At 50.2% G+C, this 21705-nt stretch carries 23 protein-coding genes and 1 pseudogene; 9 read left to right on the top strand and 15 right to left on the bottom strand.

Annotated features, from left to right (window positions below):
• Positions 1–85: 85 nt before the first annotated feature.
• The 4 genes from fdnG to fdhE are packed head-to-tail and all read left to right on the top strand — an operon-like array spanning position 86 to position 5609.
• Positions 86–3136 (top strand): formate dehydrogenase-N subunit alpha, encoded by a 3051-nt coding sequence (gene fdnG / locus FEK43_RS18850; protein WP_138158689.1) that lies wholly within the window; start codon positions 86–88, stop codon positions 3134–3136.
• A 12-nt stretch (positions 3137–3148) separates the two neighbouring features.
• Entirely contained in the window at positions 3149–4051 is a 903-nt protein-coding gene (fdoH, locus tag FEK43_RS18845) for a formate dehydrogenase O subunit beta (RefSeq protein ID WP_135408294.1), read from the top strand.
• Positions 4048–4683 (top strand): formate dehydrogenase cytochrome b556 subunit, encoded by a 636-nt coding sequence (gene fdoI, locus FEK43_RS18840; protein ID WP_135408296.1) that lies wholly within the window; start codon positions 4048–4050, stop codon positions 4681–4683. Before fdoH ends, fdoI begins: the two co-directional genes overlap by 4 nt.
• Positions 4680–5609 (top strand): formate dehydrogenase accessory protein FdhE, encoded by a 930-nt coding sequence (gene fdhE, locus FEK43_RS18835; protein WP_000027708.1) that lies wholly within the window; start codon positions 4680–4682, stop codon positions 5607–5609. The genes fdoI and fdhE overlap by 4 nt, the downstream gene beginning before the upstream one ends.
• A 36-nt stretch (positions 5610–5645) precedes the next feature.
• Here the strand turns inward: fdhE and FEK43_RS18830 are convergent, their stop codons facing one another.
• The 6 genes from FEK43_RS18830 to nadS form a co-directional block, all read right to left on the bottom strand.
• Positions 5646–6020 carry a type II toxin-antitoxin system VapC family toxin gene (locus FEK43_RS18830; RefSeq protein WP_001129490.1) on the bottom strand — a complete coding sequence of 125 codons (375 nt, stop codon included), beginning with the start codon at positions 6018–6020 and terminating at the stop codon, positions 5646–5648.
• On the bottom strand, positions 6020–6262 hold the full coding sequence (locus FEK43_RS18825) for a CopG family transcriptional regulator (protein ID WP_130216196.1): 243 nt from the start codon (positions 6260–6262) through the stop codon (positions 6020–6022). The genes FEK43_RS18830 and FEK43_RS18825 overlap by 1 nt, the downstream gene beginning before the upstream one ends.
• A 227-nt stretch (positions 6263–6489) precedes the next feature.
• Positions 6490–6708, bottom strand: a complete 219-nt coding sequence (locus FEK43_RS18820) for a CopG family transcriptional regulator (protein ID WP_001314326.1) — start codon at positions 6706–6708, stop codon at positions 6490–6492.
• Between the two features lie 419 nt (positions 6709–7127).
• A complete protein-coding gene (locus tag FEK43_RS18810; RefSeq protein WP_135408298.1) occupies positions 7128–7406 on the bottom strand; it encodes a hypothetical protein in 279 nt (92 codons plus the stop codon).
• 61 nt (positions 7407–7467) lie between these two features.
• Positions 7468–7680: a hypothetical protein gene (locus tag FEK43_RS18805; RefSeq protein WP_135559162.1), complete on the bottom strand. Its 213-nt coding sequence runs from the start codon at positions 7678–7680 to the stop codon at positions 7468–7470.
• Between the two features lie 84 nt (positions 7681–7764).
• On the bottom strand, positions 7765–8055 hold the full coding sequence (gene nadS / locus FEK43_RS18800) for a NadS family protein (RefSeq protein WP_135408300.1): 291 nt from the start codon (positions 8053–8055) through the stop codon (positions 7765–7767).
• A gap of 280 nt (positions 8056–8335) precedes the next feature.
• Between nadS and FEK43_RS18795 the strand changes: the two genes are divergently transcribed.
• The 3 genes from FEK43_RS18795 to FEK43_RS18785 all read left to right on the top strand — a co-directional run bounded on the left by FEK43_RS18795 (position 8336) and on the right by FEK43_RS18785 (position 10101).
• Positions 8336–9244 carry an alpha/beta hydrolase gene (locus FEK43_RS18795; protein ID WP_135408302.1) on the top strand — a complete coding sequence of 303 codons (909 nt, stop codon included), beginning with the start codon at positions 8336–8338 and terminating at the stop codon, positions 9242–9244.
• A 94-nt stretch (positions 9245–9338) separates the two neighbouring features.
• A complete protein-coding gene (locus tag FEK43_RS18790) occupies positions 9339–9689 on the top strand; it encodes a type II toxin-antitoxin system HigB family toxin (RefSeq protein WP_130209990.1) in 351 nt (116 codons plus the stop codon).
• Positions 9646–10101 (top strand): helix-turn-helix domain-containing protein, encoded by a 456-nt coding sequence (locus tag FEK43_RS18785; RefSeq protein WP_130209988.1) that lies wholly within the window; start codon positions 9646–9648, stop codon positions 10099–10101. The genes FEK43_RS18790 and FEK43_RS18785 overlap by 44 nt, the downstream gene beginning before the upstream one ends.
• A gap of 7 nt (positions 10102–10108) precedes the next feature.
• Here the strand turns inward: FEK43_RS18785 and fabY are convergent, their stop codons facing one another.
• The 9 genes and pseudogenes from fabY to typA form a co-directional block, all read right to left on the bottom strand.
• Positions 10109–11050 carry a fatty acid biosynthesis protein FabY gene (gene fabY, locus FEK43_RS18780; RefSeq protein ID WP_001297068.1) on the bottom strand — a complete coding sequence of 314 codons (942 nt, stop codon included), beginning with the start codon at positions 11048–11050 and terminating at the stop codon, positions 10109–10111.
• A gap of 44 nt (positions 11051–11094) precedes the next feature.
• Positions 11095–11532, bottom strand: a complete 438-nt coding sequence (dtd, locus tag FEK43_RS18775; RefSeq protein ID WP_000560983.1) for a D-aminoacyl-tRNA deacylase — start codon at positions 11530–11532, stop codon at positions 11095–11097.
• Positions 11529–12401 carry a virulence factor BrkB family protein gene (locus tag FEK43_RS18770; protein ID WP_130209986.1) on the bottom strand — a complete coding sequence of 291 codons (873 nt, stop codon included), beginning with the start codon at positions 12399–12401 and terminating at the stop codon, positions 11529–11531. Before FEK43_RS18770 ends, dtd begins: the two co-directional genes overlap by 4 nt.
• Complete coding sequence (yihX, locus tag FEK43_RS18765) at positions 12395–12994, bottom strand: glucose-1-phosphatase (protein ID WP_135408304.1); 600 nt, start codon at positions 12992–12994, stop codon at positions 12395–12397. The genes FEK43_RS18770 and yihX overlap by 7 nt, the downstream gene beginning before the upstream one ends.
• Positions 12995–13134: 140 nt before the next feature.
• Positions 13135–13369, bottom strand: a pseudogene (locus FEK43_RS18760) (aldose 1-epimerase); the annotation flags it as partial.
• A 103-nt stretch (positions 13370–13472) separates the two neighbouring features.
• The gene (locus FEK43_RS18755; RefSeq protein ID WP_131161456.1) at positions 13473–14738 is read right to left on the bottom strand and encodes an MFS transporter; all 1266 of its coding nucleotides are present in this window, start codon (positions 14736–14738) and stop codon (positions 13473–13475) included.
• Between the two features lie 101 nt (positions 14739–14839).
• Complete coding sequence (locus tag FEK43_RS18750; protein ID WP_135408306.1) at positions 14840–15820, bottom strand: TIM barrel protein; 981 nt, start codon at positions 15818–15820, stop codon at positions 14840–14842.
• A gap of 7 nt (positions 15821–15827) precedes the next feature.
• Positions 15828–16538: a GntR family transcriptional regulator gene (locus FEK43_RS18745; protein ID WP_135408308.1), complete on the bottom strand. Its 711-nt coding sequence runs from the start codon at positions 16536–16538 to the stop codon at positions 15828–15830.
• Positions 16539–16754: 216 nt separating this feature from the next.
• Positions 16755–18578, bottom strand: a complete 1824-nt coding sequence (gene typA / locus FEK43_RS18740) for a ribosome-dependent GTPase TypA (protein WP_001514692.1) — start codon at positions 18576–18578, stop codon at positions 16755–16757.
• A 372-nt stretch (positions 18579–18950) separates the two neighbouring features.
• Between typA and glnA the strand changes: the two genes are divergently transcribed.
• On the top strand, positions 18951–20360 hold the full coding sequence (gene glnA, locus FEK43_RS18735) for a glutamate--ammonia ligase (RefSeq protein WP_001271717.1): 1410 nt from the start codon (positions 18951–18953) through the stop codon (positions 20358–20360).
• 286 nt (positions 20361–20646) lie between these two features.
• Positions 20647–21696 (top strand): nitrogen regulation protein NR(II), encoded by a 1050-nt coding sequence (gene glnL, locus FEK43_RS18725; RefSeq protein WP_000190577.1) that lies wholly within the window; start codon positions 20647–20649, stop codon positions 21694–21696.
• The last annotated feature ends 9 nt before the right edge of the window (positions 21697–21705 follow it).

The raw sequence follows: 21705 nt of genomic DNA, 5'->3' as shown, positions 1-21705 counted from the left end.
CGCAAAGAAAAATAACTCCCACTCCCTGCACACTCAGCAAGCGAATGTAAATGGGACGTGACAATGTCGAAACAAGGAGCAATCCATGCAGGTCAGCAGAAGGCAGTTCTTTAAGATCTGCGCTGGCGGTATGGCAGGCACCACGGCAGCGGCACTGGGTTTTGCACCCAGCGTAGCACTCGCGGAAACCCGGCAGTATAAACTGCTGCGCACCCGCGAAACCCGTAATACCTGCACCTATTGTTCCGTAGGCTGTGGGCTGTTGATGTACAGCCTCGGTGACGGAGCAAAAAACGCCAAAGCATCTATCTTCCATATCGAAGGCGATCCGGATCACCCGGTCAACCGCGGTGCACTTTGTCCGAAAGGCGCTGGCCTGGTGGATTTCATCCACTCCGAAAGCCGTCTGAAGTTCCCGGAATACCGTGCGCCAGGTTCTGATAAATGGCAGCAAATCAGTTGGGAAGAGGCGTTTGATCGCATCGCCAAACTGATGAAAGAAGACCGCGATGCTAACTACATTGCGCAAAACGCCGAAGGCGTGACTGTTAACCGCTGGCTCTCCACCGGGATGCTGTGTGCTTCCGCGTCGAGTAACGAAACCGGCTATTTAACGCAAAAATTCTCCCGCGCGCTGGGTATGCTCGCGGTCGACAACCAGGCGCGTGTCTGACACGGACCAACGGTAGCAAGTCTTGCTCCAACATTTGGTCGCGGTGCGATGACCAACCACTGGGTCGACATCAAGAACGCCAACCTCGTCGTGGTGATGGGCGGTAACGCCGCTGAAGCTCACCCGGTCGGGTTCCGCTGGGCGATGGAAGCCAAAATTCACAATGGCGCGAAGCTGATTGTGATCGATCCTCGCTTTACGCGTACGGCGGCGGTGGCTGACTACTATGCCCCTATTCGTTCCGGTACTGACATTGCTTTCCTGTCAGGCGTATTGCTGTACCTGCTGAACAATGAAAAATTCAACCGCGAATACACCGAAGCCTATACCAACGCCAGCCTGATCGTGCGTGAGGATTACGGCTTTGAAGATGGCCTGTTCACCGGCTACGACGCGGAAAAACGCAAGTACGATAAATCCAGCTGGGCCTACGAACTGGACGAAAACGGCTTCGCCAAACGCGATACCACGCTGCAACATCCGCGCTGCGTGTGGAACTTGCTGAAACAGCACGTTTCCCGCTACACGCCAGATGTGGTTGAAAACATCTGTGGTACGCCAAAAGACGCGTTCCTGAAAGTCTGCGAATATATCGCCGAAACCAGTGCTCACGATAAAACTGCCTCGTTCCTCTACGCGCTCGGCTGGACGCAACACTCCGTTGGCGCGCAAAACATTCGTACGATGGCGATGATCCAGCTGCTACTCGGCAATATGGGCATGGCAGGCGGCGGCGTTAACGCCCTGCGCGGTCACTCCAACATTCAGGGGCTGACGGACTTGGGGCTGCTGTCGCAGAGCCTGCCAGGTTACATGACGCTGCCAAGCGAGAAGCAGACTGATCTGCAAACCTACCTCGCCGCCAGCACGCCGAAACCGCTGCTGGAAGGACAGGTTAACTACTGGAGCAACTACCCGAAATTCTTCGTCTCCATGATGAAGGCCTTCTTTGGTGATAAAGCAACGGCGGAAAATAGCTGGGGCTTTGACTGGTTGCCGAAGTGGGATAAAGGCTACGACGTCCTGCAATACTTCGAGATGATGAAAGAGGGCAAGGTCAATGGCTATATCTGCCAGGGCTTTAACCCGGTTGCCTCATTCCCGAACAAAAACAAAGTGATCGGTTGTCTGTCGAAACTGAAGTTCCTCGTGACCATCGACCCACTGAATACTGAAACCTCCAACTTCTGGCAGAACCACGGTGAGCTGAACGAAGTTGACTCGTCGAAGATCCAGACCGAAGTGTTCCGTCTGCCATCGACCTGCTTCGCGGAAGAGAACGGTTCAATCGTTAACTCCGGTCGCTGGTTGCAGTGGCACTGGAAAGGTGCGGACGCCCCGGGGATTGCGCTGACTGACGGCGAGATCCTCTCCGGTATCTTCCTGCGCTTGCGCAAGATGTATGCCGAACAGGGTGGCGCGAACCCGGACCAGGTGCTGAACATGACCTGGAACTACGCCATTCCGCATGAGCCATCTTCAGAAGAAGTGGCGATGGAGAGTAACGGTAAGGCGCTGGCCGATATTACCGATCCGGCAACCGGTGCGGTTATCGTCAAGAAAGGCCAACAACTTAGCTCGTTCGCCCAACTGCGCGATGACGGTACGACCTCCTGTGGCTGCTGGATTTTCGCCGGTAGCTGGACGCCAGAAGGCAACCAGATGGCGCGTCGTGATAACGCCGATCCGTCTGGCCTCGGTAACACGCTGGGCTGGGCATGGGCATGGCCGCTTAACCGCCGCATTCTGTATAACCGCGCCTCCGCAGACCCGCAGGGTAACCCGTGGGATCCGAAGCGTCAGTTGCTGAAATGGGACGGCACTAAGTGGACCGGCTGGGATATTCCGGACTACAGCGCAGCGCCTCCGGGCAGTGGCGTCGGGCCGTTTATCATGCAGCAGGAAGGCATGGGACGTCTGTTTGCCCTCGATAAGATGGCGGAAGGTCCGTTCCCGGAACACTACGAGCCGTTTGAAACGCCGCTGGGAACTAACCCACTGCATCCAAACGTTATCTCGAACCCGGCTGCGCGTATCTTTAAAGACGACGCCGAAGCTCTGGGTAAAGCCGATAAGTTCCCATATGTCGGAACCACCTATCGTCTGACCGAGCACTTCCACTACTGGACCAAACACGCGCTGTTGAACGCGATTTTGCAGCCAGAGCAGTTTGTGGAAATCGGTGAGTCGCTGGCGAATAAACTTGGCATTGCCCAGGGCGATACCGTGAAAGTCTCCTCCAACCGTGGCTATATCAAAGCCAAAGCGGTGGTGACCAAACGTATTCGCACGCTGAAAGCGAACGGCAAAGATATCGATACCATCGGTATTCCAATTCACTGGGGCTATGAAGGCGTTGCAAAAAAAGGCTTTATTGCCAATACGTTAACGCCATTCGTTGGTGATGCGAACACGCAGACGCCGGAGTTTAAGTCCTTCCTTGTGAATGTGGAAAAGGTATAACGGAGACGACATATGGCTTATCAATCGCAAGACATTATTCGTCGCTCCGCGACTAACGGTCTGACCCCCGCGCCTCAGGCGCGGGACTTCCAGGAAGAAGTGGCGAAACTCATCGACGTCACCACCTGCATCGGCTGTAAAGCCTGTCAGGTGGCGTGTTCAGAGTGGAACGACATTCGCGATACCGTCGGCAATAACATTGGGGTGTACGACAACCCCAATGATTTAAGCGCCAAATCGTGGACGGTAATGCGCTTCTCGGAAGTGGAGCAGAACGACAAACTGGAATGGCTGATCCGCAAAGACGGCTGTATGCACTGTTCCGATCCAGGCTGCCTGAAAGCGTGCCCGGCGGAAGGGGCAATTATTCAGTATGCCAACGGTATCGTCGACTTCCAGTCCGAGCAGTGCATTGGCTGCGGTTATTGCATTGCGGGCTGCCCGTTCGATATTCCGCGCCTCAACCCGGAAGACAACCGCGTCTACAAATGTACGCTGTGCGTTGACCGCGTGGTGGTTGGGCAAGAGCCGGCCTGCGTGAAAACCTGCCCGACGGGTGCGATTCACTTCGGTACGAAAGAGTCGATGAAAACGCTGGCGATCGAGCGCGTGGCTGAGCTGAAAACCCGTGGTTACGACAATGCGGGTCTGTATGATCCGGCTGGCGTTGGTGGTACACACGTCATGTACGTGCTGCACCATGCTGACAAGCCGAATCTGTATCATGGCTTGCCGGAGAACCCGGAAATCAGCCAAACCGTGAAATTCTGGAAAGGCATCTGGAAACCGCTCGCGGCTGTTGGCTTTGCGGCTACCTTTGCGGCCAGTATCTTCCACTACGTGGGTGTCGGTCCGAACCGTGCGGATGAGGAAGAGAACAATCTGCACGAAGAGAAAGACGAGGAGCGCAAATGAAACGACGTGACACCATCGTGCGCTACACCGCGCCGGAACGTATCAACCACTGGGTCACCGCCTTCTGTTTCATCCTGGCGGCGGTGAGCGGGCTGGGGTTTTTCTTCCCCTCCTTCAACTGGTTGATGCAAATCATGGGCACACCGCAGCTGGCGCGCATTCTGCACCCGTTTGTCGGCGTGGTTATGTTTGCCTCGTTCATCATCATGTTTTTCCGTTACTGGCATCACAACCTAATCAATCGGGATGATATCTTTTGGGCGAAGAATATTCGTAAGATCGTCGTCAACGAGGAAGTAGGTTACACCGGGCGTTATAACTTCGGTCAGAAATGCGTTTTCTGGGCGGCGATTATTTTCCTGGTCCTGCTGCTGGTGAGCGGCGTGATTATCTGGCGTCCTTATTTTGCGCCTGCTTTCTCAATCCCGGTGATCCGATTCGCGTTAATGCTGCATTCATTTGCCGCAGTGGCGTTAATTGTGGTTATCATGGTGCATATCTACGCCGCCCTTTGGGTGAAAGGCACGATTACCGCCATGGTGGAAGGATGGGTTACCAGCGCCTGGGCGAAGAAACATCACCCGCGCTGGTACCGTGAGGTCCGCAAGACAACGGAAAAGAAAGCTGAATGAGTATTCGCATAATCCCGCAAGATGAGCTGGGTTCGAGCGAGAAACGTACGGCGGATATGATTCCGCCGTTATTGTTCCCTCGGCTCAAAAATTTATACAACCGCCGCGCCGAGCGTCTGCGCGAGCTGGCAGAAAATAATCCGCTGGGTGATTACCTGCGCTTTGCTGCGCTTATCGCCCACGCCCAGGAAGTGGTGCTGTACGACCATCCGCTGGAGATGGATCTGACCGCGCGCATTAAAGAAGCCAGCGCACAGGGCAAGCCACCGCTGGATATTCACGTTCTGCCGCGTGATAAGCACTGGCAAAAACTACTGATGGCTCTGATTGCTGAACTGAAACCTGAAATGAGCGGCCCGGCGCTGGCGGTGATTGAGAATCTGGAGAAGGCATCGACCCAGGAGCTGGAAGATATGGCCAGCGCACTGTTTGCCTCTGATTTCTCTTCCGTCAGCAGCGATAAAGCGCCGTTTATCTGGGCTGCACTGTCGCTCTACTGGGCGCAGATGGCCAATCTGATCCCCGGCAAAGCCCGCGCTGAATACGGCGAACAGCGTCAATATTGCCCGGTTTGTGGTTCTATGCCGGTATCCAGCATGGTGCAAATTGGCACCACTCAGGGGCTGCGTTACCTGCACTGCAACCTGTGTGAAACCGAATGGCACGTGGTGCGCGTAAAATGCAGCAACTGCGAGCAGAGCGGCAAACTGCACTACTGGTCGCTGGATGACGAACAGGCCGCGATTAAAGCCGAAAGCTGCGATGACTGCGGCACTTACCTGAAGATTCTTTATCAGGAAAAAGAGCCGAAAGTTGAAGCCGTGGCAGATGACCTCGCCTCTCTGGTACTGGACGCGCGAATGGAGCAAGAAGGCTACGCCCGCAGTTCCATTAACCCGTTCCTGTTTCCGGGTGAAGGGGAGTAATCTCTGACGTTTTCCGGGTGGCGCTGGTCGCCCGGATTACAGCTCATAAGGTGTGACGACACCTGCTATTCCCGCAAAATCTCTCGTATTTCGCGTTACTAGTTCAAAGCCATAAATCTGTGCTGTTGCCAGAATTATGGCATCTGGAAGTTTCATTCTATACTCCTGCCTTAAAGCAACGCTTCGTTCCGCGATATCCTGCGAAATCCCAATAACGTTAAACGCACTCATTGCAATCCGTGTGCGATGTTCTTGATCATATTTTTTAGCGCCAACTAGCACCTCCATCCAGGTGACCAGACTAATCGCATTCTGTAGGGGCCATGCCTCCAGTGCCTGTTTTGCCTCAATTCGTCCGCTGAACAAATCGATAAGGATATTGGTATCAAAAAGCGCAGTTCTTTTTGCCATTACCATTCCTCGCGCAGCTTACGCTGATATTCGACACCATCTTCATCACACCCTTGCCAGATACCAAGAGCACTGGATATTGTCGTTTTCGATTGATTTTCCAGATATTGATCTACCGCTTCTCGTAACAGCTCTGCGCGAGGAAGATTGCGCTGCACTTTGAGATCATCAAGTCGCTTAATCACCTCATCGGATAAATCGAGTAAAATTCTGCCCATATCCATACCTGCCATAGCGCTCATATATACCTCCAGTATATCATTTTTGAATGCATGATGAGCAAAATACTCTTGCAAAACCTTTAAAGAAAGCTCATTTACGCATCACTTTTTATTTTTGCGAGGCGTTTTCCAGATATGATGTAACAGTTGCAGTTATTATAAGTTCAGGTAAAACAGCCTTGTGTTAATGCCAGAATAAGAGCATCTGGCTTTTTGTTTTTATATTCAAGAATGAAAAAATCTTTTTGTCATTCCTTATGCTGCTTACATAGTTCTTCAACACCAACTGCCTCGTCCCTTTGCCTGCCGCCTTTTGCCTTACGCACCGGAAATTGCTGACGCTCCAGATATTGTTCTACCGCTTCGCGTAAAATTGCAGAGCGCGAAACCTTACGCCAGCCCCTGAGTTTATTCAGCCGTTTAATTGCCTCTTCTGATAAATGAAGAAAAACCGTATTCATCGCCATTGCCACCACCTTACACATATTACTCATTAATGTATCTGCGAAAATTACGCCGGAAAGTTAATTAACGAAAGCGGATTTTTTCATATTGTTTTGTTTTTGCGAGGCGCTTTCCAAAGATAATGTAATAGTTGCAGTTATTTCAATTGTTAATCAAAAATGGTTTAGTTATAGCCCAGGATGGTTTATTACTTTTAATTAATCGGGGGCACATCTACAGAAAAGCGACAACAAATAATAAGGATGAATTATGGGAGCTATAAATATTTTATATTCAAGAATATTTTTTTGATTGGGTCTTCATTTGCTTCATCAGGATGGTGTACCCGAAAAAAGTCAGCATCTTTACCGCACCAGGGTTTAAAGTGAAATCTACCATTCATAACTGACCGGTCAGTGCCGCACCAACCGGTCTTTAATTGTTAGTAGTAGTAAATTTGTGGATAACAGTCCGGGAACCAGACGATTCCTTCCGGATCATTCCCCTTCATTACCCGATAACATTGGCGTCGATCATCGGCACGACGGCGAAGCGTAGTATAGAGCCGCTTCCATTCATGATCACCCGGTGTACTGTAGTTTACCCAACAATCCATTGAAGTGTGACGCCATTTACCTGTCAGTGTTGGGATCCCTGAATGCTTATGCGGCTTTGCTTTACCATTACGATCCCTATCTTTACGCGTATTAAAGGTGGACATTTTTAGTCTCCTGTTGAGAGTTCTAAAAATGTGCTTCCTTAAAATAGTTCATCATTTTCCCTTAATTCGCATAGCGTGCTTTTGCACGAATTTCCGATATGCGGGGACCATTATGATAGCGTCGATGCCCACACATCCAACAAGAACAAATACAGGGAGTACGAAAGCAAACACCTGATGCTTTTTTGCTTCCATCGCCTGCTGTGCGATAACGACGGCGGATTTTTTTTAATCGCGCCATATGATGGCGACGTTCAGCACGATTACGGGTCATAGCAAAACTCCTGAGCAGGCGGCACTATGCCGCTTTCATAGGAGTTCTGAATGCTGGTGCTTTCTGTATGGCATAACCATGCCTCTAACGGTTAAGTGCTTGCAGCACATGTTGCGGATCATTGGCAATCGCTCGCAGCAAAGCCTTTGCAGGCCCGGTCGGTGAACGCCGCCCCTGCTCCCAGTTACGCAACGTGTCTACGCTTACGGAAATAAGATCGGCAAATTTAGATTGTGACAACCCTGAAGCGCGGCGTATTTCTTTGATTTTCATAGCATCAATTTCAAAAGTCCGTGAAGGCTGTCGCGTTCCTTCAATAATTTCATTCATCTGGGTCATGCTGTGAGTCAACCGCTCAAAAAGTGCCTTATCCATTTACCACCAACGATTAATTTTTGAGATCTTTACTGCCTTTTTGTTAAAGCAAAACTATACGCCATTGGCTTAGACTAACAATCATTTTTGTACGTCATTGACGTACCCTTGAAACCACTAGCTTACTGATAGTGCTCCAGCAAAACCATGTCTCTGCCGGGTTTGTCTTTACATTTGCGAGACGCTTTCCAGATTTTTCACGCCCGTGAATTTCCCTGTATCCATCCAGCAAAAACGGGTGTATAAAACTGTACATTCATACAGCAAAATGAGTTCTACTATGACACTGGAAAAAGGAATTGCAGAGTTAGTCGAAGAATTTATCGCTGCGGGTCGCCCCTCATCGCGTCAACAAAGTATTGCGCAGCGCAGGGAGGGCTATATCGCCAGCGCTGTCCTTGCGGGTGAGACAGAAACGCGGGTAGATATTCAGACTATCGAACTTGAAGGGATGACCTTACGAATAGTGTCACCGCTGAATGCCCCGACATTACTCCCGACGATAATTTATTACTACAGTGGCTGTTTTGTTAGCGGCGGGTTCGCAACTCACGACAACCAGCTGCGCCAGTTAGCCTATTACGGGCAATGTCGTGTTATTGCCGTCCAGTATCGGCTGGCACCGGAACATACTTTCCCCGCCGCCCATGATGATGCGCAACGAGGTGCAGAATTAGTCTGGCAACACGCCGAACGACTCGGCGTTGATAAACAACGGATAACTCTTGCCGGTGACAGTGCGGGCGGACATCTGGCGCTGGTAACTGCTTTGCGATTAAAGCGTGCTGGCGAGTGGCAACCAGCACAACTCATCTTAATTTATCCCATGCTTGATGCGACTGCGCATTTCGAAAGCTACATACGCAATGGTCACGATTACATCATTACACGCGATACTCTACTGAGCGGCTTTGAGATGTACCTGCCAGATATTGATCGCAAGCATCCTGAAGCCAGTCCTCTATGGCGCGATGATTTTAATGGCTTGCCGACTGTTCATATCATTACCGCAGAATATGATCCGCTTTGTGATGAAGGCGAAGCGTTGTATCACCACATGACCGAGCAAGGAGTGCAATGTACCTGCCAACGCTACCCTGGCGTTATCCACGGATTTTTTCAGTTAGGTGGTATCAGCGAGGCCGCGCGTACGGCGCTACGGGATGTGGCCTGGAGAGCGGGAAGGTAGCTCCGGATTCAGATAAAAATTATTTTCAACTTGAAAACATCACAGGTCTGCCTTACAGTGTTTTCAGGTTGAAAACTCGTAATGGAATTACACCATGCATGTTATCAGCCACAAGCCTTTTAACGAGGCGATAAAACGTTTTCCACTTTATGAAGATGCCCTTATTGATTTATTAAATCTTCTTGAAAAAACAACGTTTAGCGATCCGGGTGAGATGAAAAGATATATTTCCTCTCTGGATAACTTTAAGTACAGAGATAAATGGTGGGTGATTAATATTGCAGGCAATCATTTACGACTTATAGCCTATATAGATTTCAGGCTCCAAAAATGTTTTGTCAAACATATTGTTACCCACAATGAATACGACCGACTCACCACCTGGTATCGGAGCCATAAAAATGAGAACACATCACACACCAGCAGAAGACTCGGCCAATTTTGAAACGCTCGTCAGTACCTTCGCCCACGCAGTAAAAGGCATCCCATTATGTGGCCCTAAAGCAGATCAAGAGGAATACCATAATGCGCTGAAACTGATCGAGTTTTTAGTCGATCGTGACGATCTGGAAAACCCTTTATTTGAATTGCTCAGCGCGCGGATCCGCAAATATGAAAATAACGCTCCGGAATTTCAGCATTTCAATCAGCGGTTAGCATCGACCCCACGCGGCGTAAGTCTGTTACGGATCCTCATGGATCAACATGGGCTTAAGGCGGCTGATTTGGCACAAGAACTTGGCTCTAAATCCAATGTGAGTAATATTCTTAATGGTCGCCGGGCGCTCACCGTTCGTCATATCAAGGCGTTAAGCGAGCGTTTTAATCTCCCGGCTGAAGCGTTTATTGATAATTAAAACGCCCCTACTCTTCTTCGTTCCCGCCCTCTTCATACGGGCCAAATGGCTTCGCGGGCAGAACGATATACGTGCCTTCAAACACTGCACCCGGCGTCTCATCGCCAAAGATTTCGACCTGCATCTGCACGCGCGCTTTTCGTCCGCGCGCCAGACGGTCGAGATCGCCGCTTAACGCACCGAGGTCGGCTACCGCATGCGGTTTACCGCTAATCGGTTTGCTATAGCGGATATGCGCATCCGCCAGAATAATCGTTCCACCGAGATGGCGTTCGCGCAGCATCAACCAGATAAGCCCCCAACCGGTGAGCGTAGCCAGCGAGAATAAACTCCCGGCAAACAACGTATGATGCGGGTTCTGATTGCCGGTTTCCGGCATGGTGGTGATAAATTTTTGCCCGGTATATTGCTGAATGCGCACGCCCATTTTTTCACTAAGCGGGATATGTTCATACCACGCCTGTTGCAGCTGCGCGCACCAGTCACCGCGATGCAAAATATCATCCAGAGTGGCGACAGGTTTAATCATCAAAAAATGGCGAATCGGCGTGGTGGTTGGTGTGGTGATTTCTCCCTGATTAACAAACCCCAGCTTGGCAAAAAACTCTACCGCGTCTTCACGGGCGCTACAGGTCACGCGCTTAACGCCTTCCTGGCGCGCTACAGACTCCAGGGTCATCGCCATCAGCGTTCCCAGCCCTTTGTCCTGCACGTCGGGATGAACGGCCATAAAGCGAATGGACGCTTCGTTATCGGCATTAATATACAGCCGCCCTACTGCCACCAGATTACCCTGCTCGTCGACGACCATCTGGTGATGCGCCATCGCATCCCACGCGTCGCGTTCCGAACCTTTTGGTTGATGCAGGGGTTTACGCAACATCTCCCAGCGGAACTGATAGTAGCGCTCTAATTCTTCTTCTGTTTGTGGAACCCGAAGGTGATACATAGCGATACTCTCTCTTGTTTCCCGTGACACCCCTGGAAGCTGGCTCATACCTGCAACCAGAATGTCACGGGACCATCATTGACCAGCGATACCTGCATATCCGCAGCGAAGCGTCCTGTTTGCGTGTTCATCTCCTGCTGACGGCAGCGTTCGACGAAATAGTCATATAACGCCTCTGCGCGATCCGGTGATGCGCCTTTGGAGAAGCTTGGGCGCATCCCTCGTTCGGTATCTGCGGCAAGGGTAAACTGGGAAACCACCAGCACACTGCCGCCCGCCTGTTGCACGTTGAGATTCATCTTGCCTTCGGCATCGCTAAAAATGCGATAGCCGAGCACACGCTCGCACAGACGGTTTGCTTTCTGTTCGTCGTCATCCTTTTCGACACCCAATAACACCAAAAGTCCCGCGCCAATTTCGCCCGTCACTTCTCCCTCCACGGTGACGCTGGCACGGGTTACGCGTTGAATTAATGCAATCATGGTTCGTCGTCTTCTTCTTGTTCAGCTGCTTGTTTTAGTTTGCGGTATTCCCCGAGAGTGACAGTAATTTCCGCGCCAAGCAAGACGATACACCATGTCCAGTAGACCCAGACAAAGAGAATGGGTATCACCGCCAGCACGCCGTAAATGAGCTGATATGACGGGAACATGGTGATATAAAGCGCGAAACCTTTCTTTCCTGCTTCGAACAGGAGCGCAGCAACAAACGCGCCGACAATCGCGTCGCGGTTGGGTACGCGGATGGTGGGAACGATGCTGTAAAGCAACCAAAAGGAGATCCACGACAACAGCAGCGGAAAAATACGCAGCACATTGTCGATGACAGTATTGAGATCGCTCGCCCAGCGCAGGGAGAGCAGATAGGAACTGATCGCCAGACTGGCCCCCGCCAACAGCGGCCCTAACGTCAGGATCATCCAGTACACAGCAAAAGAGTAAATTTTTGGCCGTACCCGTTTACTTCGCCAGATGGCATTCAATGCACTATCAATGGAATACATCAACAATAACGCCGTGACGATCAGGCCACATGCCCCGACGGCGGTCATCTTGTTGGAATTGGCAACAAACTGTTCAATATATTGCTGGATAACGTCGCCAGTGGCAGGCAGAAAGTTGGCAAAAATAAAGTGACGCAACTGAATGCTGACGTCGGAAAACATGGGAAAAGCGGCGAAAAGCGCAAAAACAACGGCAACCAGCGGCACTAATGAGAGCAACGACACATAGGCAAGATTACCTGCCAGGGTGGTCATGTTGTCCTCATTAATGCGTTGCCAGAGTAGTTTCAGCCAGGCCCATAGCGGACGGGTACGATACCTGGCTTTTTCATGGATGGTTTTTAGCATAACACCTTCGCGAAATAGTCCGGGATGGTGGTTTTATCTTTCACCAGAATACTGGTAATGCCTAGCTGATTTGCTCCTTCTATATTATCGGCGTTATCGTCGAAAAAGACTGTATCGCTGGGTGAAAAACCTTCCACCTGTAAAACATGCTGGTAAATTCGTGCTTCAGGTTTGCGCATGCCCAGATCTTGCGAAAGATAGATATGGTCAGCAGCATCACGGATTTCCGGGTATTCCTCCGGCCAAAAGCTGGTATGCAGGCGGTTGGTATTGGAAAGCACCACCACGCGATGCCCCTGCTCACGCAGTTTATGCATGATGGCGATCACTTCCGGGCGCAGCGCGACAAACACCGCCTGCCAGCCGTGGGAGAACTGCTCGTAGCTTAGCGGTAGAGCCATCTCATGGCACATCGCCTCTGCGAACGCTTCGTCGCTAATTTCCCCGCGCTCATGCTGATGAAACGCCTCCCCCATATGAAAACTCTTCTTAAGCGATGCCAGCGGAATACGCGTTAAATCGCTCCAGGTTCCCAGCACACGGTTAAAGTCGATATCGACAATCACATTACCTAAATCAAAGATATAGAGCATTTTTGCCTCCTTTCTCGCCACAAGAAATTAACTGTAGCGGGAAAGGATGGGTTTGGCTATGTGACAATAAGGGTAATCTTGTGATGCTGATTGCGAAAAAGCAGAGTAATTTCACTGGCTTTTTCGCAATAGATGAATGGTTAAGATTCAGGTGTAAATTGCCAATGGGTTTCAATGAGCAGTGGCTTATCTGGTGCCGCTAATTCCGGCCTTAGTTGCCTGGGTAAGTGGATTAACACAGGTGGCATCGGGCTGTTTATCAAATACCACCAGACTGTTTGCAGAAGAAGTCATGGTCATCACGAGTTTACCAGGCCACAGTAACTTAACCTTCATCCCGTCATAAAAGACAAAACAGTCGTCCCAAGGGCCAGCTCAATCAGTCTGGTGCAAAAAATTTTGTTTTGCTGGATACGGGCTACGGTTGATAAGGCTGGTATTGTTTTCAATGGCCGGATTAAACACATCCGGCCATTAATCAAGCTTCAGCCGCCAGCATCTCTTTCTTACGTTGACTAATTCGCTTAACCAGCATTACGGAAACCACCGCACCACAGAATGCGAAGCAGGCCATAATGCCAAACACGATTTTGTAGCCAATAATCCCCGGATTTAAATCCAGAATGTAGCCATACAGACTGAAGCAGAACATCGCCGGGGCGTAACCAATAAAGCTACCCAACGCCATCGCCGCGCCTGTTTTATTTTCAGCAATTTTTGCTTCGCCGATAGGTGCAAAGAATACGGCTCGCTGTGTAAAGACTATCGCACCAAAGCCCAGCGTACATGCCATCCCTAAATAGACCGGCATGCTTTCGTGCGGCAGCATAATCAACAGTACGAGCGCAACGGTACTGATGATAAAGGTGTAGCATAGATATTTACTCGGTGATTTCAGAATCTTATCTGAAATCATGCCACCAATCGGTCCACCGATCATTTTCAGACAGTATTGGTTAATGATGCCGTAAGCCCCCACCAGCGCAACGGGCAGTAGATAGATGTTTTTCAGGAATGGAATGAAGAACGTCAGGCCACAGTAAACCGCGTAAACGAAGAAGACGTTGAAAGCGATAAGCCAGATGGTTTTGTCTTTCAGCACCGAGGTCATACTGGTGTTTTGCGATGCTTCGTCTTCTTTTTTCGCCTCCACGGACGGTGCCTCTTCTTTGTCATTCAGTACAAAGAAAATGATAATGCCCACGGCAATCACAATAAGGGAATAGAACCAGATACCCGCTTTAAAGCCCAACAAGCCACTGCCAAACCAGGTAAATACTGCCAACGCAGAAAATGCCACCACGGTATCAACAATGCCACGCCCTGTTTCGAAGAAGCCAAACAAACGACCTTGTTGTTCGCTATTGCCCAATCGACTTACTGACTTGAGCAAGACAGGCCAGTTCATCATGTCGCAGGTAACGCCAAATAGCGCCCAGACAAAGAGGATGCCCCAATAACCTGGCATTGTCGTCAAATAAACACCCAGTAATCCCGTCGCAATGAGGGAGAATGACATGGTGTATCTGCGCGGTAGTTTATCGGCAAAATAAATAGACAGAAAAAAGCCCACTGTGGTGACAAATGAGTTTACCGACATAGCATTACCAATTTGACCATTAGTCAAATGGAAATATTCCTGCATCGGGATATAAAACGCATCTTTCAGCGACGGTAATTTATAAATTGTACCGCCACACAGTGTTAATAGACTAAATAACGCCCATTTCTTTTTCGTGAGCATAACATCCCCTAAGCGATTTTTAAAATCACTGTTTTAAAGGCAATAAGATATCGACCATTCTTATGGAATGGTTTTATTAACTGCGTATGGGTTAAAACTTATTAGTGGTTCAGAAGATGGCTTGCCTCTTGTTTGATTTGTTGTAGTACGTTACGCACATGATTTATCTGATTAATTGCATCTTCTTTTTCTTTACGTAACCGCGCATCCAGTAAATGTTTTTCTGGCAACGGTGTTTCACTCATCTGGCGATAAGGGATCCACGGATTATCATCTTCGTCTTCAAAGCGGAACGCCGGAGCATAATAATCAACCTCTTCTTCCAGGCCATATGCCGTCACCTGCGGCTCATCATCGCCCAGGCAGATAAGGTGCGTTAATAACGCTTTGAATGGCATATCTCCCTGACCTGAAATACAGGCTTTATGGCCCAGACCACCCTGTTCTTTAACAATCAATGCATCTTTGATATGCACCTGGGTAATATGCGGCGCCATCGTTTTTAAAGCGTCCATGGGATGCTCATTAGCATTGATCATGTTCGCAAAATCAAACAGTAAGGAAAGAGATTCCATCTCACTTTCTTTGACCAGCGACACCAGCTCATGGCTTTTTAAATCTTCATGCTGCTCGATCGTAAAAGTCAGGCCGCTGTCCTGATACGTTTCCCGTACATAGGCAATATCGTTAGCGATGATCGATAATACGTCGCGCAAATTACCTTCATAACGTGGATAAAAACGTACGGACGATGCCCCGGTTTTCAACGCGATGGCGACGGCTTCGTCAATAGATGCCTTATCTGAGGCGCTAGTTTCCATATGAATATCAAGATTCAGACGGCGGGCTTTATCCCCAAAGGCAGAGAGTTCTTTATCGTCCATATTACCAAGAGAAAAACGTTCGCCATCCAGAACATGAATTTTGACGCCCCGCAGATTATTTTCACTCGCGATATCAAGTAAATCAGCAGGCAACACTCTTTCCAGCCGCATATTTAAATGAAAGGCATAGGCATGTAAATAAAGAGGAAGAGTGTCGACACGTTGTAGAATCTTTCTTGCGTTATTTATTGTCACCATAAAACACCTACAGATTAATGATGAGGTCTACGGCCTCAAATCGCCAATATTCAATATCTATCTGGACAATATTGCCTTGCTGGTCAGCGCGATGCTTTTCAATTAAGATCGCAGGCATACCCGCAGAACCGCCAAGATACTTGCTGATATCGCCCGGCATTCTGACGGGTTTGAAAATCAATTTTTTTACTACCGTCTCTTTTTGGTAGCACTTTTCCCAGACTGCAGAAAATGAGTGGTTTTCAAGTTGCTCAGTAAAACCTGGGGCAACTTCAGGATTAATATACGTTTCGTGATAGAAAACTTTATGTCCTTCCAGCGCCCCCCAACCGGTAATGCGGTAGAGTTCGGTTGACGGCGTCACTGCAATCAGTGGCATGAGCGTTTCAGGAATGTCGCGGGTACGTTTTTTCTCAGTAAATCCCCAGGAAGGTTCCCGCCCTTGTTCAATAGCGGCCCGCTGAAAGCTCGCCGACAGCTCCGGGCTGTAATTAAATCGCGGTTGAGTCACGAACCAACCTTTACGATCCTTACGGAAGATTTTGGATTCTGCCTCGAGGTTCAACAACGCCTGGCGCAGCGTCATACGTTTAATGCCCAGCAGCTCTCCCAGCTCTCTTTCTGAAGGGAGTTTTCCACCCGGCGTGGTGATGCCATCTTTCAACCACCGATCCAGTTTCTCTTTTGCATTTTCTACGGTGGATTGATTTCCCGCCATTGTTTAATCCTTTTGGTTTAAACCAGATGAGGCATCTTACGCTTACGCCAAAAAAGAAAGCAATTAACGGCGTATGACTTTGCAGATAATTGTGACAAAGCTCTCTATTGACGTAACCACAGACTTATAAGGGAGATACTCGCATTGGTGAGCGCTCACGACAGGCAAAAAAAAACCTGCCATCGCTGGCAGGTTTTTTATGACTAAAAAACGAAATTAATCGTCTTTCGGTGCGCGGTTAGCGCGACGACGATCGTTTTCCGTCAGGTGACGTTTACGAATACGGATAGAGGTCGGAGTCACTTCTACCAGTTCGTCATCATCGATGAACTCCAGAGCTTGTTCCAGAGTCATGCGGATAGGCGGAACCAGAACAACGGCTTCGTCAGTACCGGAAGCACGCATGTTGGTCAGTTTCTTACCGGTCAGGCAGTTTACAGTCAGGTCGTTAGAGCGGCTGTGAATACCGATAATCTGACCTTCGTAAACTTCTGCACCGTGACCGAGGAACAGCTTACCGCGATCCTGCAGACCGAACAGCGCGAACGCAACCGCTTTACCCTGACCGTTAGAGATCAGTACGCCGTTCTGACGCTGACCTACTTCACCCGGACGAACGTCGTCGTAGTGGCTGAAGGTGGAGTACAGCAGACCTGTACCGGAAGTCATGGTCATGAACTCAGAACGGAAGCCGATCAGACCACGGCTTGGGATCACGTAGTCGAGACGTACGCGGCCTTTACCGTCTGGATTCATGTTTTTCAGGTCGCCTTTACGTTCGCCCAGCGCCTGCATCACAGAACCCTGATGCTGTTCTTCAACGTCCAGAGTCACGTTTTCATACGGCTCTTGTTTACGGCCGTCGATTTCACGGAAGATAACTTTCGGACGGGATACCGCCAGTTCGAAACCTTCACGACGCATGTTTTCGATCAGAACAGACAGGTGCAGTTCGCCACGACCAGAAACGCGGAACGCATCGGCGTCTTCGGTTTCTTCTACGCGCAGCGCAACGTTGTGTACCAGTTCTTTGTTCAGACGGTCCAGGATCTGACGAGACGTTACGAACTTACCTTCTTTACCGCAGAACGGCGAGGTGTTAACGCAGAAGAACATAGAAACGGTCGGCTCATCAACGGAGAGTGCCGGCAGCGCTTCAACATTTTGCGTGTCGCAAACGGTGTCAGAAATGTTCAGTTCGCCCAGGCCCGTGATCGCCACGATATCGCCAGCTTCCGCCAGATCGGTTTCGATACGTTCCAGACCGAGGTGGCCCAGCACTTTACCGACTTTCGCGTTGCGGGTTTTGCCTTCGCTATCGATGATAGTAACTTGCTGGTTCGGCTTCACTTTACCGCGCTTGATGCGGCCAATGCCGATAACACCAACATAGCTGTTGTAATCGAGCTGAGAAATCTGCATCTGGAACGGACCGTCAAGGTCTACGTCCGGCGCAGGAACGTGGTCAATAATCGCCTGATACAGCGGGGTCATGTCTTCCGCCATATCTTCATGGTCCAGACCCGCGATACCGTTCAGCGCAGAAGCGTAAACGATCGGGAAGTCCAGCTGCTCGTCGGTCGCATCGAGGTTTACGAACAGGTCGAATACCTGATCCACAACCCAGTCAGGACGCGCGCCAGGGCGGTCAACTTTGTTGATAACAACAATCGGCTTCAGGCCGTAAGCAAACGCTTTTTTGGTTACGAAGCGCGTTTGCGGCATCGGGCCGTCAAATGCGTCAACCACCAGCAGCACTGAGTCTACCATGGACATTACACGTTCAACTTCACCACCGAAGTCGGCGTGCCCCGGGGTATCAACGATATTGATACGGTAATCATTCCATTTGATAGCGGTGTTTTTCGCGAGGATGGTAATCCCACGCTCTTTCTCCAAATCGTTGGAGTCCATCACGCGCTCTTGGGTTTCGGCACGAGAGTCGAACGTACCGGATTGTTGGAGCAGCTTGTCTACCAGGGTGGTTTTACCATGGTCGACGTGCGCGATGATGGCGATATTACGCAATTTTTCGATCACAACTTTGCCTCAGGCATTAGAAATAGCGCGTTATTGTACACGGATTAATCGCACTACAAAACAGGATCACAAACATCCTCCGCAAACAAGTATTGCAGAGTCCCTTTGTGATCGCTTTCACGGAGCATAAAAAGGGTTATCCAAAGGTCATTGCACCAACATGGTGCTTAATGTTTCCATTGAAGCACTATATTGGTGCAACATTCACATCATGGTGCAGCCCTTTTGCACGATGTTAAGCATGATAACGCCTTTTAGGGGCAATTTAAAAGTTGGCACAGATTTCGCTTTATCTTTTTTACGGCGACACGGCCAAAATAATTGCAGATTTCGTTACCACGACGACAATGACCAATCCAGGAGAGTTAAAGTATGTCCGCTGAACACGTACTGACGATGCTGAACGAGCACGAAGTGAAGTTTGTTGATTTGCGCTTCACCGATACCAAAGGTAAAGAACAGCACGTCACTATCCCTGCTCATCAGGTGAATGCTGAATTCTTCGAAGAAGGCAAAATGTTTGACGGCTCCTCGATTGGCGGCTGGAAAGGCATTAACGAATCCGACATGGTGCTGATGCCAGACGCATCCACCGCAGTGATTGACCCGTTCTTCGCCGACTCTACCCTGATTATCCGTTGCGACATCCTTGAACCTGGCACCCTGCAAGGCTATGACCGTGACCCGCGCTCCATCGCGAAGCGCGCTGAAGATTACCTGCGTTCTACTGGCATTGCCGACACCGTACTGTTCGGGCCAGAACCTGAATTCTTCCTGTTCGATGACATCCGTTTCGGATCATCTATCTCCGGTTCTCACGTTGCTATCGACGATATCGAAGGCGCATGGAACTCCTCCACCCAATACGAAGGTGGTAACAAAGGTCACCGTCCGGCAGTGAAAGGCGGTTACTTCCCGGTGCCACCAGTAGACTCTGCTCAGGATATCCGTTCTGAAATGTGTCTGGTGATGGAACAGATGGGTCTGGTGGTTGAAGCCCATCACCACGAAGTAGCGACTGCTGGTCAGAACGAAGTGGCTACCCGCTTCAATACCATGACCAAAAAAGCTGACGAAATTCAGATCTACAAATATGTTGTGCACAACGTAGCGCACCGCTTCGGTAAAACCGCGACCTTTATGCCAAAACCGATGTTCGGTGATAACGGCTCCGGTATGCACTGCCACATGTCGCTGTCTAAAAACGGCGTTAACCTGTTCGCGGGCGACAAATACGCAGGTCTGTCTGAACAGGCGCTGTACTACATTGGCGGCGTAATCAAACACGCTAAAGCGATTAACGCCCTGGCAAACCCGACCACCAACTCTTATAAGCGTCTGGTCCCGGGCTACGAAGCACCGGTCATGCTGGCTTACTCTGCGCGTAACCGTTCTGCGTCTATCCGTATTCCGGTGGTTTCTTCTCCGAAAGCACGTCGTATCGAAGTCCGTTTCCCGGACCCGGCGGCTAACCCGTACCTGTGCTTTGCTGCCCTGCTGATGGCCGGTCTTGATGGCATCAAAAACAAGATCCATCCGGGCGAAGCCATGGACAAAAACCTGTATGACCTGCCGCCAGAAGAAGCGAAAGAGATCCCACAGGTTGCAGGCTCTCTGGAAGAAGCACTGAACGAACTGGATCTGGACCGCGAGTTCCTGAAAGCCGGTGGCGTGTTCACTGATGAAGCGATCGATGCGTACATCGCTCTGCGTCGCGAAGAAGATGACCGCGTGCGTATGACTCCGCATCCGGTAGAGTTTGAGCTGTACTACAGCGTCTAAGTGTTTTAGTTGCCGTGGAAACTTTTCGCCTGTCTCTGGCAGGCTTGGGATCGATGGCAAGCACATCACGCCGGATGCGACGCAAATGCGTCTTATCCGGCCTACACGGTGATGATGTGGTAGGCCGGAGCAGGTGAAGTCGCTCTTCAACGTGAAGTTTGTCAGCTATCTGTAGCCCATCTCTGCATGGGCTTTTTTCTCCGTAACTTCTGTGATGCTTCGCGCTTTTTATCCGTAAAAAGCTATAATGCACTAAAATGGTGCAACCTGTTCAGGAGACTGCTTTATGGCAACAGGCACGCAGCCCGATGCTGGGCAGATCCTCAACTCGCTGATTAACAGTATTTTGTTAATTGATGACAATCTGGCGATCCATTACGCCAACCCCGCCGCGCAACAACTGCTCGCCCAAAGCTCCCGCAAATTGTTTGGTACGCCATTACCGGAACTGTTGAGCTACTTCTCATTAAATATCGAGCTGATGCAAGAAAGTCTGGAGGCGGGACAAGGTTTTACCGATAACGAAGTGACGCTGGTCATCGACGGTCGCTCGCATATCCTTTCTGTGACGGCTCAGCGCATGCCAGACGGCATGATCCTGCTGGAGATGGCACCGATGGATAACCAACGCCGCTTAAGTCAGGAACAGCTACAACACGCCCAGCAGGTTGCTGCCCGTGATTTAGTACGTGGCCTTGCGCATGAGATTAAAAATCCGCTTGGCGGTTTACGTGGCGCGGCGCAGCTGCTCAGCAAAGCATTACCTGACCCGTCACTGCTGGAATATACCAAAGTGATTATCGAACAAGCGGACCGGCTGCGAAATCTGGTCGACCGTCTGTTGGGGCCGCAGCTGCCCGGTACGCGCGTTACCGAAAGTATTCACAAAGTGGCTGAACGCGTGGTGACGCTGGTGTCGATGGAACTGCCTGACAACGTGCGGTTGATTCGTGATTACGACCCCAGCCTGCCGGAACTGGCGCACGACCCGGATCAAATTGAGCAAGTGCTGCTGAATATTGTGCGCAATGCGCTACAGGCGCTGGGGCCGGAGGGTGGTGAAATCATTCTGCGTACCCGCACCGCGTTTCAACTGACCTTACACGGCGAACGCTATCGGCTGGCGGCGCGGATTGATGTGGAAGATAACGGGCCGGGCATTCCGCCTCATTTGCAGGATACGCTATTTTACCCGATGGTCAGCGGCCGCGAAGGTGGCACCGGGCTTGGCTTATCCATCGCCCGTAATTTGATTGATCAGCATTCAGGCAAAATTGAATTTACCAGTTGGCCAGGTCATACCGAGTTCTCGGTTTACCTGCCTATCAGGAAATAAAGGTGACGT

Origin of the sequence: Escherichia sp. E2562, assembly GCF_005781075.1 — a bacterium.
Classification (GTDB): domain Bacteria; phylum Pseudomonadota; class Gammaproteobacteria; order Enterobacterales; family Enterobacteriaceae; genus Escherichia.
Note: the sequence above shows the minus strand (reverse complement) of the source record. Positions and strands in the feature narration are given on the sequence as shown.